Here is an 18,180-nt window from a genome sequence, read left to right on the forward strand (position 1 = left end):
TCACACGAGTCGGGCCAGCATATCCATCCAGGTGAGCGAACCAATGGTGAAGGCGCCCAGCGTAACGAATGCGGCAAAGTCCTTGATGAAAGTGAGCATCTGCATCTCCCGTGTTGCTATTATGTTCTTATATGTTCGATGTTTGTTCCTGTCGAGTGTGTAGAACGGGAACAGCGGGGATTGCTGGCAATTGGTTAGCAGACTGTTAGCATTTGCGCTGGCGGCCAACGCAAGGCCCTTGCCGCCGGCCGCGCAACGGGCCAGTTTCCGTGACCGAACCCTGCGCGAGACTCAGCACCATGACGCCAACCCCGCAACTCAGCCTGGGCCTGCTGCTCACCGCCTCCGCCGGGTTTTCCGACGTGGTCAGCTTCATCGAGCTGGGCGGCCACTTCACCTCCTTTGTCAGCGGCAATACCACCCAGCTCGGCGATGCCCTGGCCCAGGGCAGCTGGTCGGTGGCGCTGCTGACCGGCTCGCTGGTCGGCCTGTTCTTTGCCGGCAGCCTGCTCGGCTCGCTGCTCGCCTTGCTGGCCGGGCCGCGCTGGGGCTCGAGCCTGGTGACGGCGCTGGTGGTGCTGAGCTTTCTGGCCACCCTGGCCGGCGCGGCCCTGGGCAGTCCACCGCGCCAGTTCATGCTGTTCCTTGCTGCCGGCGCCGGGGCGCAGAACGCCATCGTGCCCTCGACCGGCTCGGTGCGGCTGGGCACCACCTTCGTTACCGGCACCTTGTTCACCGCCGGCCAGGATTTGGCCCTCGCGCTGCGCGGCCTGGCGCCGCCCTGGCGCTGGGCCCAGCATCTGCTGGTCTGGTTCTCGCTGCTGCTGGGCGGCCTGCTCGGCGGCCTCGGCTATGCCTATGCCGGCCTCAACGCCCTGCTGCTGCCCGGTCTGGTCTATCTCGGCTTTCTCATCGCCTTCATCCTGCGCCGGCCGGGCAAGGTCCTGGACTGACCTCGCCGCGGTTCTGCCACCGGCATGCGGGCCGGCCTGTCGGGCCGACCCGCATTGATCCGTAACCGCAGCGTTACCCGCGACGCGGCGGCGCCACCAGGAAGGCCAGCTTGAAGGCCAGCGGATTGACCAGCTGGCTGACGACAAAGGCGATGGGCCAGGCAGTGATGAAGGTCACCGGCCAATGGGCAAGAGAGGCGGGCCCGGCATTCAGAAAGCCCATGATCCCCGACATGACCAGAGCCATGAAAAAGGTGATGAACAGGGACAGGACGAGCTGGGTTTTCTTGGGCATGAAGTCTCCATCGGGGCCGGCTGACGGAGACTATCCCACGTCAGCACCAGCCCTGAACAAGGGTTGGTGCCAGTGGGACCGCAGAAACTGCGACGAAGCCTGCATGGCAGGGACCGGGATACCAACCGGCGACTTCTTTCGGCTTGCGTGACCTAGCCAAAGCCCCGCCACCGCGCAAGCCCGGGTGGCGAATGGCTGGCCTGCGCAGAAAACGCTTACGAAGGCGCGCGTTTTGGGAGCAAGCGGCCGCCGTCATTTGTCGGCGGCACGGTGAGGTAATAGACAGAGCGGCAAACACGTCTGGTGACAGCTCCCGACCCGAGGCTGTGTGAAAATTCGGCTTGGCGAGAAGTCGATAGAATGGAATTCTACCGATTGTCGTCGGGCTCGCGTTTCACCTGGTCAAACGGCCTGTAGGGTGCCGCAAATGCGCAAATTGGCGTTTGAAACCCGCGTACTCGGACTGCCTGGGGAATGGTTTTCTAGCTGCAACTTTCACGGCCGAGTTTTCACACAGCCTCGACCCGATATCGGTCATTATCGGTCAAACGATGAAACACCAGAAGTTGCCGTTCCTGTTGCCGCCTTGTCTGCAGGCAGAGTAAACTCGTGGCCTGCCGCTCACGGAGCCTCACATGAGCCTAGCTCGATATGCACTGCTTTTATCCGCAATCGCGTGTGTTACGTTTTTTGTCGCGTCGTGCATGCCGAGGAAAGCTGTAAATGATCTAGACGCGCAACTTCTCACATTTCTACGTGAAAGAGACCGGCTTTGGTTCACGCCGAGGGATCAAGGTGGCTTCAGGGAAGCCGATGTCTCAGACGAGATATGCCCGGTCGTGTCGCTGGAGAGTCTGCGCGAGATCGTGGAGATCGATAGCCGAGCGATAAGATACAACCCTCTGACAACGGTTGGTGAAAAGTGGAGCCATCAATACTCAATAGCGGAGACGACAGGGTTCATGCGAACACCCACATTGGTGATTTGGTTGTCCGAAGACGGCTCCCAATGCAACACCGGGTTCAGAATGTATGGATCAATTTGAATATTAGATCATCTCTAACCACTGCAGCATTGAGCTGCACCCAACACACAGTGCATTTGTCCGCTTTGGCCGCCGGTTTACCGAAACCCGACAGTCCCATTCCCACCCCGAAGCCGTCCACCCCAAAGCCGCCCCTACGAAAAAAAGGCCCGGATCGCTCCGGGCCTCTTTTCTTGCCATGCCAAGCGGCATTAGCTCTTGTCGACGGTCGCCTTGGGCTTTTTCGGCTTGGGCAGGGCTTTGGGCTTGGCGGCGCGCGGTGGTGCCGCGATCAGCTCGAGCTTGGCGTCCTTGCCTTCGCCGACCACCGCCACGGTGACGGTGCCACCCTTGACCAGTTCGCCAAACAGCACCTCCTCGGCCAGCGGCTTCTTGATGTATTCCTGAATGACCCGGCCCAGTGGCCGCGCCCCCATGCGTTCATCATAGCCGCGTTCGGCCAGCCAGTCGGCGGCCTCGGGCTGCAGCACAATGGTGACATTGCGCTCGGCCAGCTGGCCTTCAAGCTGCAGCACGAACTTCTCGACCACCCGGCGCACCACTTCGCGCGGCAGCGGGGCAAAGGAGATGATCGCATCGAGCCGGTTGCGGAATTCGGGGCTGAACAGGCGGTTGATCGCCTCTTCATCGTCGCCCTGCTCGCGCTTGCGCCCAAAGCCGATCGGGCTCTTGGCCAGCTCCATGGCGCCCACATTGGACGTCATGATCAGGATGACATTGCGGAAATCCACCGACTTGCCGGTGTGATCGGTCAGCTTGCCGTGGTCCATCACCTGCAACAGGATGTTGTAGAGATCGGGATGGGCCTTCTCGATTTCGTCGAGCAGCACCACGCAATGCGGGTTCTGATCGACGCCGTCGGTCAGCAGACCCCCCTGGTCGAACCCGACATAGCCCGGCGGGGCACCAATCAGCCGGCTGACGGTGTGGCGCTCCATGTACTCCGACATGTCGAAGCGCAGCAGTTCCACGCCCAGCGTATCGGCCAACTGCTTGGCCGCTTCGGTCTTGCCGACACCGGTGGGGCCGGTGAACAGATAGGAACCGATCGGCTTTTCCGGCTCGCGCAGGCCGGCGCGGGCCAGCTTGATCGCCGAGGACAGGGCAGTGATGGCCGCATCCTGGCCGAACACCACAGTCTTGAGGTTCTGCTCGAGGCTCGCCAGCATTTCGGAATCCGACTTGGACACCGATTTGGGTGGAATGCGCGCAATGGTGGCGATGGTGGCCTCGATGTCTTCGACCTCGATCACCTTCTTGCGCTTGTCGGGCGTCAGCAGCATCTGGCTGGCGCCGGTCTCGTCGAGCACGTCGATCGCCTTGTCGGGCAGCTTGCGGTCATTGATATAGCGCGCGCTCAGTTCCACCGCCGCCTTGAGGGCGTCATCGGTGTACTTGATCTTGTGGAACTCTTCGAAATACGGCCGCAAACCCTTCACGATCTCGATGGCGTCCGGAATTGACGGCTCGTTGACGTCGATCTTCTGGAAGCGCCGGACCAGGGCCCGGTCCTTTTCAAAGAACTGGCGATATTCCTTGTAGGTGGTCGAGCCGATGCAGCGGATCGCCCCGCTCGCCAAAGCTGGCTTGAGCAGGTTGGACGCATCGAGCGCACCGCCCGAGGTGGCGCCAGCGCCGATCATGGTGTGGATCTCGTCGATGAACAGCACCGAGTCGGGCAGCTTTTCGAGCTCCTTCATCACCGCCTTGAGGCGTTCCTCGAAGTCGCCGCGATAGCGGGTGCCCGCCAAAAGCGAGCCCATGTCGAGCGAGTAGATCACCGCATTGCGCAGCACTTCGGGCACATCGCCTTCGACGATCTTGCGGGCCAGGCCCTCGGCAATGGCGGTCTTGCCCACGCCGGCGTCGCCGACATAGAGCGGGTTGTTCTTGGACCGGCGGCACAGCACCTGAATGGTGCGGCGCAGCTCGGCATCGCGCCCAATCAGCGGGTCGATCTTGCCGGCCCGGGCCTTCTCGTTGAGGTTGACGGCAAAATCGGCCAGCGCCGAGGTCTTCTTGGCCTCGGCACCGCCTTCGGCATGGGCCTCGCCATCGTCAACGCCATGCACCTTGCGGTCTTCGCTCGGCCCCGACTTGGTAATGCCGTGGCTGATGAAGTTGACCGCGTCGAGCCGGCTCATGTCCTGCTGTTCGAGGAAATAGGCGGCGTGGCTTTCGCGCTCGGCGAAAATCGCCACCAGCACATTGGCGCCGGTCACCTCTTCGCGCCCGGAAGACTGGACGTGAATGACGGCGCGCTGAATCACGCGCTGGAACGCGGCGGTGGGCCGCGCGTCCTGGCCGCTGGGCACGATCAGGCTGTCCAGCTCTTCATTGATGAAATCTTCGAGGTCGCTCTTGAGCGCGTCGACATCGACGTCGCAGCCGGTCAGCACGGCGATCGTTTCACGGTCGTCGGTGAGGGCCAGCAGCAGGTGCTCGAGCGTTGCGAACTCATGGTTACGCTCACGCGCCAGGTTCATTGCCTGATGCAGGGCCTTTTCAAGTCCGCGGGAGAATGAGGGCATATGATGTTCCTATTGCTTTTCCATCACGCATTGCAGCGGATGCTGGTTTTTGCGCGCCGTATCCATCACGCGTGTGACCTTGGTCTCGGCCACTTCGTATGGATAGATGCCGCACTCACCGACCCCCTTTTGGTGAACGTGCAGCATGATCTGCATGGCGTCTTCACGCGATTTGTTGAAGACGTCCTGCAGCACGAGAATGACGAACTCCATCGGCGTGTAGTCGTCATTGAGCAGCAGCACCCGATACAGGCTCGGGCGCTTGGTCTTGGGCCGGGTCTTGGTGATGGTCCCGGTTTCGGTGTCACCCTTACCAGGATCTTCGTTCTTGGGCCCGGCCATACCGGTCAGGGGCACCAGATCCGCAGGGGCCGGCGCCTCAACGGTCAGTGCGAGGCAGTCATTGAAGGTCATTGGCAAATCATCTGTCGTGAAGAAAACGAAGCAGCATGGTGGGAGCCATTATGTAGGCAAAAGAACGCCGGTGTTAAGGCCCCATGCTTCCCGAATTTGTGATGCGGACAATATGCTCGCCGCGCAAGGCTTATACGACGACAATACCGGTCTGGATTGCTCGCGGCGGTGACGCATTGACCCGCCGCTCGCCTTCCCGCGCACAAGGGCCCGGATCACCAAGGCGTGAGCGACTTCCAGATCCATCAAATTTCCATGGCATTTTACCGAATAGTAACGGCCCGGGCGTAGAACTCGGGGCTTATCGGACGATCTGGGCGCGTGGGGCTCCTCAGACCGGCTCGAATTTGACGTTGTAGTAGTTGCGTACGGGCACCGTTGTGCCCGAGAGTAAGAGTTGGAGTATCGGGTGGCTTTCCAGGCGAAATCCCCATGGCGCGTTGCGTTTTTGCGCGCCTTTGCCGCGATCCTTGTTGCATTGGCCATCAGCGCGCACGCCGTTGCGCCGGCTCAGGCCATCGAAAACCTCCGCAAATATGCCGGCATCGTCGTCGATGCCAAATCCGGCAACGTCCTCTATGAATCCGCGGCCGACAGCAAGCGCTACCCCGCTTCCGTCGCCAAGGTGATGACGATGTATGTCCTGTTTCAGGAACTGAGCGCGGGCAACCTCAAACTCTCCACCAAGATGACGGTCTCGGCCCACGCTGCCAGCGCCGTTCCCACCAAGCTGGGCCTGCGCGCCGGCGCGACCATTACCGTGGAAGATGCCCTCAAATCACTGGTGACGCTGTCGGCCAATGACATGGCCCGCGTCATCGCCGAGCATATTTCCGGCTCCGAAGCCAATTTTGCCAAGCGCATGACGGCGACCGCCCGTGCCCTGGGCATGCGCAACACCACCTATCGCAATGCCTCGGGCCTGCCCGATGGCGGCCAGATCACCACCGTGCGTGACCAGGCCATCCTGGGCATCGCCGTCTATCAGCACTTCCCCAGCTATTACGCAATCTTCCAGACCAAGAGCTTCAGCTACGGCAAGCGCACCTATGGCAACCATAACCGCGTGCTCGGCTATCTGGGCGCCGTCGATGGCATCAAGACCGGCTACATCAATGCCGCCGGCTCCAATCTGCTGACCGCCGCGCGCAAGGACAACCGCCACATCGTCGTGGTGGCCTTCGGCTTCAATTCATCCGCCGCGCGCGACGAGAAGGTGCGCCAGCTGGTGTCAACCTACCTGCCCAAGGGCCGCCGCGGCGACTATCTGCGCACGGCCATGATCCCGATGCCGGGCAGCCAGGGCACCACCCAGGTCGCGGTAGCCCAATCGCCATCGGCAGCCCCGGTGTTTGTCATGCCCATGCCCCTGCCCGGCTTCCGCCTGGCGCAGCTGGTGGCCGCCAATGGCGCCCAGCCGCAGCGCCAGCTCACCCAGGGCGCGCCAGAAGTGGTGCTGGCCAGCGCGCCCATGCCCGCCCCCATACCGGCCGACCTGAAGCAGCAGCCCGCGCTGCAGGCCGTCAATACGCTCGCTGAACCCTCCCAGGCGCCGCAGCCGGCCTATCCCAGCCAGGACGTTATCGGCGCCTGGCTCAGCGATACCTACAAGCTGGGCGCCCCGCCTGCCGCCCTTGGCCAGACGACGCCGTCGGCGCCCCTTGGCATACAGCCGCCCGCGCCGATCGAGCAGGCCAACCAGCCCATCGACCTGCTGACCTCGGGCAGCGTGCAGACTGCTGCCGCCGAACCCCCTCCGGGTGGCTGGGTGGTGCAGATCGGCGCCGGCCCATCGGAAGACAGCGCCCGCGCCATGCTGGCCGACGCCGCCGGCAAGGCCGGCAATCTGGGTGACTTCCGCTCCTATGTGGAGCGCTTTGAAAAGAATGGCAGCGTGTTCTATCGCGCCCGCTTTATCGGCTTTGGCGGCCGCGACGACGCCACCGCCATGTGCAACCAGCTCAAGCAGCAGAACCTGGCCTGCCTGGCGATGCAGAGCTGAACTGGAACAAGACGAGCCGGGGACGATGAGCCACCGGCCACAAGGGGAAGCAAATTGGTGCCTGTGTTTGGAGTAGCCCAATGAGCGAACGTACTGCACTGACCGAGCTGGCCAATTTCGTTGGCCGCTCAAGCCTGCTGAGCGAAGACATGGCGGCGCGCAACCGCGTGCTGGCCGGCATCAGCGGGCGCATGCTGCCGCGCAAGCGCGGTGTTGCCGACCTGCTGGGCGTGGTACTGGCCGTCTCGGCCCGGACGCGCCGCATGGTGCAGGAACCGGTCAGCGTCGACATCGACGTCTTTGCCCCAGGTGGCGCCCGCGCCATCCGGCTCAATCTGGGCGAAGGCTGAAGCCCGCCCGTTCACAACACAAAGTCGCAGTGGGCTCAGAACTCGCTGTTCAACATGTGAATGAAGCGCTGTTCGGCCTCCTGCTGTGGCGAAGCGCTGGCCGCGAGCACCTTGCGGGCCTCGGCCCGCTCGCTCATCGGCAGATGCAGCGCGTCGACTAGGGCGCGGTATTCGTGCCGCGCGCCCAGATGCGAGGTCGAGGGCAAGCCGCCCAGCATCTCATCATCGAGCGGATCAAACACCGTCATGCCATTGGGAAACAGCGAGCGGAAAATCACCCGCTCGGCGATGCCATCAGCCACCCGGCAGCCCAGCCGCAACGCAATCCGCTCCAGCATGGTCTGCACCTGCCGCATGTTGCGTGACGACAGCATCGAGATGCGGTTGCGCACCAGCACCCAGTCAATGTTCCGGCCATCGATCGACAGCCGTTCCGCGCGCGCCCGCTGCACCAGCCGGGCATAATGGCTCATTTCGCGCGGCTCGCCGGTGAGCGGATCGATCTGAGCCAGCACATTGAGGTCGATCAGGCTGTCATTGACCGGGGTGACCAGCGTATCGGCCAGCGAGTGGGCCAGCCGCGTCAGATTGGTATCAAAGCCCGGCGTGTCAATGATCAGGAAATCGGCATCATGCTCGACCTCCCCCACCGCCTGCCGGAACAGGTCGAACTCCACCTTGTGATTGGCCTTCAGCGAGTTGCTGCGCGCCACCGGCAGATGGAAATGGGTGCTGTGGGGCAGTTGCAGATCGCGGTCCCTGGCCCAGGCCCGGCGATTGCGCACATAATGGGTCAGCGTCTGCTGCCGGCTGTCGACATCGATGGTGGCTACCTTGTGGCCCAGATAGAGCAGGTAGATCGCCAGATGAAACGCCGTCGTGGACTTGCCCGACCCGCCCTTCTCATTGCCGACAACGATAACGTGCACGCCATGGCTAGCCATTCTGCGCCCTCAGCTTTCAGGCGCAATTGTCCGGCGTTCGTGGCGCGCTGGCAAGCGCCGCCACAGCAAATAGTCGTCAGACGCTTAATGCGGGCTCAGGCCGACAGGCGAAGGGCTGCCGCCTCGGGCTGCAGCTCGGGCCGGCTGATCGGCAGGTTGAGCGCCGCCACCAGATTGCGGTATTCCTGGCGCGCCGCCACATGCGACACACTGGCCGCATCTGCCCCGGCTTCGTCGTCGAGCGGATCAAACACCGTCAGGCCGCTGGAAAACAGCGAGCGGAAGATCACCCGCTCGGCAATGCCATCGGCGACGCGACAGCCAAACCGGGTGGCAATGGCTTCCAGCGTGGTGTGAACCTGGCGCGCATTGCGCGAGGCCAGCATGGAAATGCGATTGCGCACCAGCACCCAGTCAACGCTTTCCCCGCTGACCGCCAGCCGCTCCGAGCGCGCCCGCTGCACCAGCCGGGCATAGTGGCTGGTTTCCACCGGCTGGCCGGTGGTGGCATCCAGCCGCGCCAGCACATTGAGGTCGATCAGGCTGTCATTGACCGGGGTGACCAGCGTATCGGCCAGCGAATGGGCCAGCCGGGTTAGATTGGTATCAAAGCCCGGCGTGTCGATGATCAGGAAATCGGCGCGCTGCTCGACCTCGCCCACCGCCCGGCGGAACACGTCGAACTCGGCCCTGTCGTTCTCGCGCACCGAGTCGCCCCAGGCCGATGGCAGGTGAAAATGCTGCGGGCTGGGCAGTTTGATGCCCCGCTCCTGCACATAGGCGCGGCGATTGCGGACATAGTGGGTGAAGGTCTGCTGGCGACTATCGACATCGATGCTGGCCACGCGATGGCCGGCATGCAGCAGATAGATGGCCAGATGGAACGCCGTGGTGGATTTACCCGAGCCGCCCTTTTCATTGCCCACAACAATGACATGCGCACCAGTTCGCGCCATCCATGCCCCCAAATCAGTGCGCCACTCGCACACTGCTAACAGATGTCGCCATGGTTAACAGGCTGTTAACGCCGGCTGATCCATTCGCTAGATCAGCCCCAGCCTGGCCAGATCGGCGGCCAGCGCCATGGATCCGGCGTTTTCATTGGCACCCAGATCGGGCGGCGCATCGGCCGGACTCAGATAGCGCCAGCCCTGAAACGGGCGCTTGGGATAGGGAATGGTCCGAATCAGCTCGGGGGCCAGGATGATGTCGCAGTAATTCTTGCCCTCCTGATTGGTGAACGGGGCCAGCCGCAGGATCGGCTGCCGGCATACCACCTGCCCGGCAATCACCCAGTATAGCGAGGCCTGCCCTTCCATCTCGCCGGCCCGCTTGGGCATCATGCGGGTGCGGTGCACGTGCACGTCCTCGCCATAATCGGCATCCCACCAGTGCGCGCGCTCATTGCGGTAGCTTTCCAGCTCCTCAAAGCTCGCCACCCCCACGCACAGCTTGATCATGTGGATCATCAAGGTCTCCGCAAAAAGCAGAAGGGCGCCCAACTGGCTCGGGCGCCCTTCCAGAATATCCAAGAGTGAAAAACTCCAGCGTCTAGACGCCAGCTACCACGGAGAAAACCAATCCCATCGAGAGCAGGCATACCATCGTCCAGCTTGCCGCACGCCACATTGTGGATCTGGGTTGACTACGCATCTATTGCTCCTTGTCAGCCATTTCACACCGGGAAGCCGACAGATTGCTCCGTCGCACCACCGGTATCAAAGCGTTAACCCTGTCAGAAATGCTTGGCAAGCGGCCAAGTTGCCACACTCCCCCAGGGCCAACGGCAAAAATCGCTGCAATGCAGCGGTTTCCGGCGCGGCGGTCATGTGCGGTGAGCCAGCTGTCAGCGGAAAAATTGCGGCAAACCCTGCGTCGCGGCCCTTGTTAGGCCGCAATCATGACACCGGCATGACTGGCAGCCGATTTCCGGGGAAAACGCCTAGAACAGCCCGAACCAGAGCCCGGCAATGCCCAGAAAGGCGAGAAATCCGACGATATCGGTGATCGTGGTGACGAACACCGCCGAGGCAATGGCCGGATCCGCCTTGAACTTGTCCAGCGTCAGCGGAATGAGAATGCCCGCCGTGCCGGCCACCGCCATATTGATCACCATGGCGGCCGCGATCACCGCGCCGAGCTCGATATTGTTGAAGCGCAGCCAGGTCACCAGCCCGATCAGCACGGCAAAGATCACCCCATTGGTCAGCCCGACCACCATTTCACGCGAGATCAGCCGGCGCAGGCGGCGCCCGTCCAGCTCGCGCATCGACAGCGCCCGCACCGTCACCGTCATGGTCTGCGTCCCGGCATTGCCGCCCATTGAGGCCACGATCGGCATCAGCACCGCCAGCGCCACCATCTGCTCGATGGTGGCATTGAACAGCCCGATCACCATCGATACCGCCACCGCGGCGATCAGATTGACGACCAGCCAGGGCACGCGGCTGCGCACGGTATAGAGGGTGGAATCGGAAATATCCTCGTCACCCACACCGGCCAGCAGCTTGATGTCCTCGTCGGCCTCTTCGTGGATCACGTCGACAATGTCGTCGATGGTCAGCACCCCGACCAGCCGCTTGCTTTCATCGACCACGCCGACTTCGATCAGATCGTAGCGCTCGAAATCGCGCGCCACTTCTTCCTGATCCTCATTGGCGTCCACCAGCATCAGATTGGTGTTCATCAGCGCCGCGATCGGCGTGCTGCGCGGGGCGCGCAGGAACTTGTCCAGCGCTATGGTGCCGAGCACGGAATAGGCCGCATCGACCACGTAGATCTGGTAGAATTCGTCGGGCAGATCATGCTCGCGCCGCAGATAGTCGATGGTCTGCCCCACCGTCCAGAACGGGGGAATGGCGATGAAATCGGTGAGCATCCGCCGCCCGGCGGAATCCTCGGGGAAGTCGAGGCTCCGCTTCAGGCTCAGCCGCTCGAAGGTGGGCAGCTTGGCTAGGACCTCGTCGAGGTCGACCTGCTCCATGTCCTCGAGAATGAACACCGCGTCGTCGCTGTCCAGCCCCGCCACGCCGCGCGCGATTTCGGCGTTGGGCAGCGCTTCCATCATCTGGGTGCGGACCGATTCATCGACCTCGGTCAGCGCCGAATAGTCGAACCGCTCACCCAGCAGCCGCACCAGCATCAGCCGCTCATCGGCATCAAGCGATTCCAGCACGTCGCCGATATCGGCCGCATGCAGCGGCGCCATCACCATGGCCAGATCATCGGCCCGCCCGGCGCTCAGAAACGCCCGCAGCCGCTCCAGCCAGAGCGGACTGATGCGGTCATCGTCGTCGCGGAACACATCGGGATCGATGCCGTTGTCGGAATCGTGGCGGCTGTCGGAATCTGTACTCAATGGGCGGCCCTTCGATGCGGCTTTGCGGGGCTGCCCAGCTGTAACCAATCACTCCCCGCTCCGCCAGCGGCGCAGCGGGAATTTTTGCCACGGCAGGGCGAAATTTTGGCGGAACCTTTCCGCCGGGTCCAGGTTGGAAGCGCCATCAGGTCAGCAAGGCAATCCTGTGCAACGGCGCCATTGGATTTGCGGCTCGGCCCCGACCGCTGCCCCACCCCTCCAAAAACAAAAAAGGGCCGCCCCGGAGGGCAGCCCATTTTTTTCATCCCGAGAGATGATTGGTGCGGTCGAGAAGACTCGAACTTCCACAGGTGTTACCCCACAGCGACCTCAACGCTGCGCGTCTACCATTCCGCCACGACCGCACATTTGGTAGCGCCGGACCCACCGGGCCAAGCGAATGCGGATGTAGCAAAGGTTCTGGTCAACCTCAAGCGCTTAAATCAGCAATCGCGATTGGTTGTGGAGAGCCTAGCGGCGGCGCGAGGTCTTGCCGGTGATCTGCACCCGCAAATGCCCGTCATCGACATTGACTTCACCATGGGCGATCAGCGTGCCATTGGCATAGATGAACAGCGGGTCGTGCTCGCCGGCGTCCAGCTCGATCACCGCGCCGCGCCCCATGCGCAGCAAATGGTGGATCGGCAAATTGGTGGCCCCCAGTTCAACCGTGATGTCCACTTCAATATTGTCTAGTGTACCCATAGATATATACGAACCCGTCCTGGCACCATGCGCTGCGTGCCGCTCAAACTTTATCTGAAAGCATCCTCTGGCACCCATGGTTATGGAACCGTTAACAAATCGTGACGAAGCCGGCCAAACCCGTAACAAATTGGCACGGCTCGACGCCCGGCCGGTGCAATGGGTGATTTCGGCCGCGCCGGTGCCCTATCCCGCGGCGCTGCACGCCATGCGGGCCCGCGCCGCCGCCATTGCCGCCGGCACCGCCGAAGAGGCCGTCTGGCTGCTCGAGCACCCCCCACTCTACACGGCCGGCACCTCGGCGCAGCCGGCCGACCTGCTGTCGGACCGCTTTCCGGTATTCGATGCCGGGCGCGGCGGGCAATATACCTATCATGGCCCGGGCCAGCGCGTGGTCTATCTGATGCTCGACCTGACCCAGCGCGGCCGCGACATCCGCTGCCTGGTGCAAAATCTGGAAGACTGGGTGATCGATACCCTGGCTGCCCACAATATTGCGGCGGAAAGCCAGCCGGCGCCGCGCATCGGCGTCTGGGTCAAGCGCCCCGACAAGGGCGTGCTGGCCCAGGACAAGATCGCCGCCATTGGCGTGCGGGTGTCCAAATGGGTCAGCTTCCACGGCATTTCGCTCAATATCGCGCCGGATCTGGGCCATTATGACGGCATCGTGCCCTGCGGCATTGCCGATGCCGGGGTCACCAGTTTTGAGGATCTGGGGCATCTGGTGTCGATGCCCGAGGTCGATTCGGTGCTAAGGACCACCTTCGAGGCCCGCTTCGGCCCGACGATCGCCGCCGACGAACACGGCCTGCTCGGGGGTGACGCGCCCCGACAACTTGCGTAACAATCGAATCGAACCATCAAACCCTGTCAAGGAGCCCGACATGACGCTGGATGATCTCAAGCGCCTGTTCACCCGCCAGACCCTGTTCCGGCTCGACGCTATCCTCGCGCCCAAGCTGGTGCCCATCGTCTATGCGCTGGGCCTGGGCGGCATTCTGCTCTGGGCGGTCAGCCATCTATTCCTGAGCTTCAGCTTCGGCTTCGGCATGGGGCTGTGGGGCGTGCTGGAAATCCTGGTGTTCGGCCTGCTGGCGCTGGTTGCGCTGCGTATTGTCTGCGAGGCGCTGCTGGTGTGGTTCAAGGCGCATGAGCAGAGCGGGGAAACCGTCAACCGCTCGCGCTACTCCTCCTCGCTGATCGACGAGGTCCGCGACGCCATTCGCGACCTGGCCGAGGAAGGCGAAGACCCCGACTACGCCGAGGCCGACGAATACATCACCCCGGCCACCGAGCCGGCGCCCTATGTCGCGCCCGCCCGTCCGGCTGCGGCCGCGTCCGCCCCGGCGGCTGCCGCAACCACACCGGCGCCCAACCCGGCAGCGGCCACAGCGGCTGCCCCAGCGGCAAGCACACCACGCGCCCCGGCGACCAAGCCCGGCGAGACCCACAAGCCACGGCGTACCGCCAAGCGGACCCCGCCCAGCAAAAAAACGACCTGAACGAAAAAAGGCCGCCCAGACAATGCTCTGGGCGGCCCTGTTGATTCAATCTGGCAGGCTTAGCGCTTGTTGACGCTCCAGGCGCCGGGGCCGGCAAACACCAGATAGAGGAATACAAAGCAGAACAGGATCGGCGCGTCGCCGCCATTATTGGTGGGGAACAGGCTGTTGGGCGCATGCACCATCCAATAGGCCACGGCCATGGTGCCCGAGGCAATGAACGCCGCAGGCCGGGTGAAGAAGCCGATGATGATCAGCACGCCGGTGACAAGCTCGATCAGGCCGGCGGCGCCGAACAGGCTCATCAGCGGCGGCGACATCTCGGTGGCGGGAAAGCCCAGCAGCTTCTGGGTGCCGTGCAGCAGGAACAGCAGGCCGGCAACGATGCGCAGCACGGCGAGGGCCTGCGGCGCGTAGGCGGAGAGACGATCGAACATTGAGTTTCCTTGTGTTGGACTGGGCCGCGCAGGCACAGCCGGAGACTTATAGCGGCGCCGGGCTTCGGCAAAAACCGGATAATCACTGACGCAGCGTTCGCGGATCGGCGCCAATCGGGCCGCACCCCGTCAGCGCAGACCAGCCCCGCACTGGCCGATGGGCGGTCACATTGCGTAACCATCAAATTCTCTGTATGACGCGCGCAACCCTTCCCCATTGGAATATCAAGCTCACATGAGCCAAGCGCCTAAAATCGGCCTCGTCAGCCTCGGCTGCCCCAAGGCCCTCGTCGACAGCGAACGCATCATGTCCACGCTGCGCGCGCAGGGCTATTCGTTCAGCCGCGACTATGCCGGGGCCGACATCGTCCTGGTCAATACCTGCGGCTTTCTCGACAGCGCCAAGCAGGAATCGCTGGAAGCCATCGGCGAAGCCCTGGCCGAAAACGGTCGCGTCATCGTCACCGGCTGCCTGGGCGTCGAAGAAGAACTGATCCGCCAGACCCATCCCTCGGTACTCGCGGTGTCCGGCCCGCATCAGTACGAAGCCGTGGTCACGGCCGTGCATGAGCACCTGCCGCCAGTGCCGAACCGCTTCGTCGATCTGGTGCCCGAGCAGGGTCTCAAGCTGACCCCGCGCCACTACGCCTATCTCAAGATTTCAGAGGGTTGCAACAATCGCTGCTCGTTCTGCATCATCCCGCAGATCCGCGGTGATCTGGCCAGCCGCCCGGCGGCCGGCATTCTGGGCGAAGCCGAGGGCCTGATCCGCAATGGCGTCAAGGAATTGCTGGTGATCTCCCAGGATACCAGCGCCTATGGCGTCGACATCAAATATGCCGAGAGCAATTATCGCGGCCGGCCGGTCAAGGCCAAGTTCTACGACCTGGCCAAGGAACTGGGCCAGCTCGGCGCCTGGGTGCGGCTGCACTATGTCTATCCCTACCCCCATGTCGACCAGGTGATGGAGCTGATGGCCGAAGGCCTGGTGCTGCCCTATCTCGACATTCCGTTCCAGCACGCCTCGCCCAAGATCCTCAAGGCAATGCGCCGCCCCGCCCATCAGGACAAGACGCTCAACCGCATCCTGAAATGGCGCGAGCAGGTGCCCGACCTCACCGTGCGCTCGAACTTCATCGTCGGCTTCCCCGGCGAGACCGAGGAAGATTTCGAGATGATGCTCGACTTCATCGAGGAAGCCGAGATCGACCGCGCCGGCTGTTTCAAATACGAGCCCGTCACCGGCGCCCCGGCCAATGAGCTGGAAGGCATCGTGCCCGACGATGTCATGCAGGACCGTTTTGAACGGCTGATGGAAGTGGCGCAGAACGTCTCCACCGGCCAGCTCGCCAAAAAGGTCGGCCGCACCATCCAGGTGCTGGTCGACGATGTGCAGCCCGAGACCAACAAGGCGATTGCCCGCTCCAAATGGGACGCGCCCGAGATCGACGGCCAGGTCATCATCGCCAATGCCAGCGGCATCAAGCCGGGCGACATGCTCGATGTACTGGTCACCGGCAGTGACGAATATGATCTGTTCGCCACCCCGGCCAGCACCCTGAACTAGATTCAGTTTCAATGCCTTGCCGGCATTGGCGGACTCAAGACAAGAGGCGCAGCCCGGTGGTTGCGCCTCTGTTGTTTGAAAGGGTACCGCCCCGAGCCAGTACTGCGCATTCTTTGCACGCAGCCTGCAATTCTGATCGTCCAGTAAAGCGCTCTCGGGACCAGGAAAATGGCGCAACAACCCGTTGCGCATTTGCTGATTTGGTTCCATGGCATTACACGGAATAACGCAGATTTTGCCGCTTGCCGCTGCGCCGCACGTGCGCTGTGTTATCAACTCGACGCAATGACAGGAACGAGATGACAATTCCGCAAGCCTTGGCCTTCCTGCTGATCATCGGCATGATGGTGGCGTTCATCTGGGGCCGCTGGCGCTATGATGTGGTGGCAGTGGGCGCGCTGCTGGCTGGCCTCGCCACCGGGATTGTTGCACCCGCCACGGCGTTTTCCGGCTTCTCGGACGATATCGTCATCATTGTCGGCAGCGCCCTGGTAATCAGCGCCGCCGTGTCGCGCTCGGGCATCATGGAAGTGGCGGTGCGCCGCTTTGCCCCCAATATTTCGGGCCCGCGCGCGCAATTGCTGCTGCTGGTGACCGTGGTTGCCGTGCTCAGCGCCTTCGTCAAGAATATCGGCGCGCTGGCCATCATGATGCCCATTGCCTTCCAGATGGCGCGACGGTCCGGCGTTTCGCCATCGCTGTTCCTGATGCCGATGGCCTTTGCCTCGCTGCTGGGCGGGCTGATGACGCAAATCGGCACCTCGCCCAATATCATCGTCTCGCGCGTCCGCATGGAACTGACCGGCGAAGCCTTTTCGATGTTCGACTATACCCCGGTCGGTCTGGCACTGACTGTGGTCGGCGTCATCTTCCTCACCCTGTTCTACAAGCTGCTGCCGATCCGCCAGCGCGAAACGCAGGGCATGGATAGCGCGGTCGAGATCAAGAACTACACCACCGAGGCCCGCGTCACCGAGGACTCGTCGGCCATTGGCCGCACTGTCGGCGAAATCCAGGCGCTGGCTGATGGCCGGGGCATGGTGACGCGCATTGTCGGCGCCGGCGGCCGTCCGCGCACGCCCCTGCCCGATGCCAAGCTGCGGGCCGGCGATATCCTGCTGATTGCCGGCGAGCCCGAAGCGCTCGACAAGATGGTCAACCAGTCCGGCATGGTATTCTCCGAGCGCCGCGGCGCCGCCACCAAGGACGCGGCCGATTTCGGCGTTATCGAGGCGGTTATCGGGGAAAGCTCGGGCCTGATCGGGGCAACGGCGCAGGAACTGACCCTGTTCGACCGCACCGGACTGAACCTGCTGGCCGTCAGCCGCCGCGACGAACGCTTCACCGAGCGCCTCGGCCAGATCCGCTTCCAGAATGGCGACGTGATCCTGATCCAGGGTCACATCAAGCGGCTGCCCGAATTGCTGCGCGAATGGGACTGCCTGCCGCTGGTGGAACGGGGCCTGCGTCTGGGCAGCATCCGCAACGGCCTGCTGCCGCTGGTCATTCTGGCCGTCGCCATGGGGGCCACGGCGATGGGCATTGTGCCGGTGGCCCCGGCCTTCTTTGCCGCTGCAGTCGCCATGGTGCTCAGCCGCACCATTCCACTGCGCGAGGTCTATGCCCAGCTCGACGCGCCGATCCTGATCATGCTGGCCTGCCTGATCCCGGTGGCCGATTCCCTGCGCACGACGGGCGGCACCGAGATGATCGCCAGCTGGCTGACGATGACGGCGAGCATTCTGCCCGGCTGGGGTGCGCTGGCACTGATCATGATTGCGGCCATGGCCGTCACGCCCTTCCTCAACAACGCCGCTACCGTGCTGGTGATGGCGCCGATTGCCGCCAGCTTTGCCACCGGCCTGGGCTATCGTCCCGAAGCCTTCCTGCTGGCGGTGGCGATCGGCGCCGGTTGCGACTTCCTCACCCCGATTGGCCACCAGTGCAACACGCTGGTCATGGGTCCGGGCGGCTATAAATTCGGCGACTATTGGCGCCTCGGCGCACCGCTCTCGATCATCGTGGTGCTGGTCGCCGTGCCCATGCTGATGCTCGTCTGGCCATTCTGAGGCGGTA

16 protein-coding genes and 1 tRNA gene are annotated in these 18,180 nt (G+C 63.1%); 7 read left to right on the forward strand and 10 right to left on the reverse strand.

From position 1 onward, the window contains the following. Nucleotides 1-299 precede the first annotated feature (299 nt). Nucleotides 300-953: a YoaK family protein gene (locus tag ABFY71_RS01595; RefSeq protein ID WP_347944390.1), complete on the forward strand. Its 654-nt coding sequence runs from the start codon at nucleotides 300-302 to the stop codon at nucleotides 951-953. A 73-nt stretch (nucleotides 954-1,026) separates the two neighbouring features. Here the strand turns inward: ABFY71_RS01595 and ABFY71_RS01600 are convergent, their stop codons facing one another. The 3 genes from ABFY71_RS01600 to clpS all read right to left on the reverse strand — a co-directional run bounded on the left by ABFY71_RS01600 (nucleotide 1,027) and on the right by clpS (nucleotide 5,167). Then, entirely contained in the window at nucleotides 1,027-1,248 is a 222-nt protein-coding gene (locus tag ABFY71_RS01600; protein WP_347944391.1) for a DUF2798 domain-containing protein, read from the reverse strand. Between the two features lie 1,237 nt (nucleotides 1,249-2,485). Next, nucleotides 2,486-4,825 carry an ATP-dependent Clp protease ATP-binding subunit ClpA gene (gene clpA / locus ABFY71_RS01605; protein ID WP_347944392.1) on the reverse strand — a complete coding sequence of 780 codons (2,340 nt, stop codon included), beginning with the start codon at nucleotides 4,823-4,825 and terminating at the stop codon, nucleotides 2,486-2,488. A 9-nt stretch (nucleotides 4,826-4,834) separates the two neighbouring features. Beyond that, entirely contained in the window at nucleotides 4,835-5,167 is a 333-nt protein-coding gene (clpS, locus tag ABFY71_RS01610) for an ATP-dependent Clp protease adapter ClpS (RefSeq protein ID WP_347944522.1), read from the reverse strand. A 481-nt stretch (nucleotides 5,168-5,648) separates the two neighbouring features. On the opposite strand from clpS, the gene ABFY71_RS01615 reads away from it, so the two are divergent. Beyond that, the gene (locus ABFY71_RS01615; protein ID WP_347944393.1) at nucleotides 5,649-7,241 is read left to right on the forward strand and encodes a serine hydrolase; all 1,593 of its coding nucleotides are present in this window, start codon (nucleotides 5,649-5,651) and stop codon (nucleotides 7,239-7,241) included. 80 nt (nucleotides 7,242-7,321) lie between these two features. Next, entirely contained in the window at nucleotides 7,322-7,591 is a 270-nt protein-coding gene (locus tag ABFY71_RS01620; RefSeq protein WP_305579788.1) for a hypothetical protein, read from the forward strand. A gap of 35 nt (nucleotides 7,592-7,626) precedes the next feature. Here ABFY71_RS01620 and ABFY71_RS01625 read toward each other — a convergent pair whose 3' ends face one another. The 6 genes from ABFY71_RS01625 to ABFY71_RS01650 all read right to left on the reverse strand — a co-directional run bounded on the left by ABFY71_RS01625 (nucleotide 7,627) and on the right by ABFY71_RS01650 (nucleotide 12,598). Further along, on the reverse strand, nucleotides 7,627-8,535 hold the full coding sequence (locus ABFY71_RS01625) for a division plane positioning ATPase MipZ (protein WP_347944394.1): 909 nt from the start codon (nucleotides 8,533-8,535) through the stop codon (nucleotides 7,627-7,629). Nucleotides 8,536-8,630: 95 nt separating this feature from the next. Beyond that, nucleotides 8,631-9,491, reverse strand: a complete 861-nt coding sequence (locus ABFY71_RS01630) for a division plane positioning ATPase MipZ (RefSeq protein ID WP_347944395.1) — start codon at nucleotides 9,489-9,491, stop codon at nucleotides 8,631-8,633. A gap of 87 nt (nucleotides 9,492-9,578) precedes the next feature. Then, nucleotides 9,579-10,004 carry a DUF1489 family protein gene (locus ABFY71_RS01635; RefSeq protein ID WP_305579791.1) on the reverse strand — a complete coding sequence of 142 codons (426 nt, stop codon included), beginning with the start codon at nucleotides 10,002-10,004 and terminating at the stop codon, nucleotides 9,579-9,581. A 473-nt stretch (nucleotides 10,005-10,477) separates the two neighbouring features. After that, nucleotides 10,478-11,893, reverse strand: coding sequence for a magnesium transporter (mgtE, locus tag ABFY71_RS01640; RefSeq protein ID WP_305579792.1), 1,416 nt, complete (start codon nucleotides 11,891-11,893; stop codon nucleotides 10,478-10,480). Nucleotides 11,894-12,172: 279 nt separating this feature from the next. Next, nucleotides 12,173-12,258 (reverse strand) — tRNA-Leu (locus ABFY71_RS01645). A gap of 106 nt (nucleotides 12,259-12,364) precedes the next feature. Next, entirely contained in the window at nucleotides 12,365-12,598 is a 234-nt protein-coding gene (locus tag ABFY71_RS01650; protein ID WP_305579793.1) for a FliM/FliN family flagellar motor switch protein, read from the reverse strand. 76 nt (nucleotides 12,599-12,674) lie between these two features. Between ABFY71_RS01650 and lipB the strand changes: the two genes are divergently transcribed. Both lipB and ABFY71_RS01660 read left to right on the forward strand, forming a co-directional pair. Next, entirely contained in the window at nucleotides 12,675-13,442 is a 768-nt protein-coding gene (lipB, locus tag ABFY71_RS01655; RefSeq protein WP_431021492.1) for a lipoyl(octanoyl) transferase LipB, read from the forward strand. Nucleotides 13,443-13,482: 40 nt separating this feature from the next. Next, nucleotides 13,483-14,100 (forward strand): DUF4282 domain-containing protein, encoded by a 618-nt coding sequence (locus ABFY71_RS01660; RefSeq protein ID WP_347944397.1) that lies wholly within the window; start codon nucleotides 13,483-13,485, stop codon nucleotides 14,098-14,100. Nucleotides 14,101-14,159: 59 nt separating this feature from the next. Here the strand turns inward: ABFY71_RS01660 and ABFY71_RS01665 are convergent, their stop codons facing one another. Beyond that, nucleotides 14,160-14,537 (reverse strand): DoxX family protein, encoded by a 378-nt coding sequence (locus ABFY71_RS01665; RefSeq protein ID WP_305579796.1) that lies wholly within the window; start codon nucleotides 14,535-14,537, stop codon nucleotides 14,160-14,162. Between the two features lie 235 nt (nucleotides 14,538-14,772). Here ABFY71_RS01665 and rimO point away from each other — a divergent pair, with 235 nt between their 5' ends. Beyond that, nucleotides 14,773-16,104, forward strand: a complete 1,332-nt coding sequence (gene rimO, locus ABFY71_RS01670; protein WP_347944398.1) for a 30S ribosomal protein S12 methylthiotransferase RimO — start codon at nucleotides 14,773-14,775, stop codon at nucleotides 16,102-16,104. A gap of 299 nt (nucleotides 16,105-16,403) precedes the next feature. Then, nucleotides 16,404-18,173, forward strand: coding sequence for an SLC13 family permease (locus tag ABFY71_RS01675; protein WP_347944399.1), 1,770 nt, complete (start codon nucleotides 16,404-16,406; stop codon nucleotides 18,171-18,173). Nucleotides 18,174-18,180: the final 7 nt, after the last annotated feature.

This window comes from Devosia alba (assembly GCF_039938915.1).
Taxonomy (GTDB): domain Bacteria; phylum Pseudomonadota; class Alphaproteobacteria; order Rhizobiales; family Devosiaceae; genus Devosia; species Devosia alba.

Bases quoted from the DNA above. Each gene is read 5' to 3' on its own strand.
- ABFY71_RS01660 (WP_347944397.1), top strand. From the start codon at position 13,483: ATGACGCTGGATGATCTCAAGCGCCTGTTCACCCGCCAGACCCTGTTC.
- ABFY71_RS01675 (WP_347944399.1), top strand. From the start codon at position 16,404: ATGACAATTCCGCAAGCCTTGGCCTTCCTGCTGATCATCGGCATGATG.
- ABFY71_RS01595 (WP_347944390.1), top strand. From the start codon at position 300: ATGACGCCAACCCCGCAACTCAGCCTGGGCCTGCTGCTCACCGCCTCC.
- ABFY71_RS01600 (WP_347944391.1), bottom strand. From the start codon at position 1,248: ATGCCCAAGAAAACCCAGCTCGTCCTGTCCCTGTTCATCACCTTTTTC.
- ABFY71_RS01630 (WP_347944395.1), bottom strand. From the start codon at position 9,491: ATGGCGCGAACTGGTGCGCATGTCATTGTTGTGGGCAATGAAAAGGGC.
- rimO (WP_347944398.1), top strand. From the start codon at position 14,773: ATGAGCCAAGCGCCTAAAATCGGCCTCGTCAGCCTCGGCTGCCCCAAG.
- lipB (WP_431021492.1), top strand. From the start codon at position 12,675: ATGGTTATGGAACCGTTAACAAATCGTGACGAAGCCGGCCAAACCCGT.
- ABFY71_RS01620 (WP_305579788.1), top strand. From the start codon at position 7,322: ATGAGCGAACGTACTGCACTGACCGAGCTGGCCAATTTCGTTGGCCGC.
- ABFY71_RS01650 (WP_305579793.1), bottom strand. From the start codon at position 12,598: ATGGGTACACTAGACAATATTGAAGTGGACATCACGGTTGAACTGGGG.
- ABFY71_RS01665 (WP_305579796.1), bottom strand. From the start codon at position 14,537: ATGTTCGATCGTCTCTCCGCCTACGCGCCGCAGGCCCTCGCCGTGCTG.
- ABFY71_RS01635 (WP_305579791.1), bottom strand. From the start codon at position 10,004: ATGATCCACATGATCAAGCTGTGCGTGGGGGTGGCGAGCTTTGAGGAG.
- clpA (WP_347944392.1), bottom strand. From the start codon at position 4,825: ATGCCCTCATTCTCCCGCGGACTTGAAAAGGCCCTGCATCAGGCAATG.
- clpS (WP_347944522.1), bottom strand. From the start codon at position 5,167: ATGGCCGGGCCCAAGAACGAAGATCCTGGTAAGGGTGACACCGAAACC.
- ABFY71_RS01625 (WP_347944394.1), bottom strand. From the start codon at position 8,535: ATGGCTAGCCATGGCGTGCACGTTATCGTTGTCGGCAATGAGAAGGGC.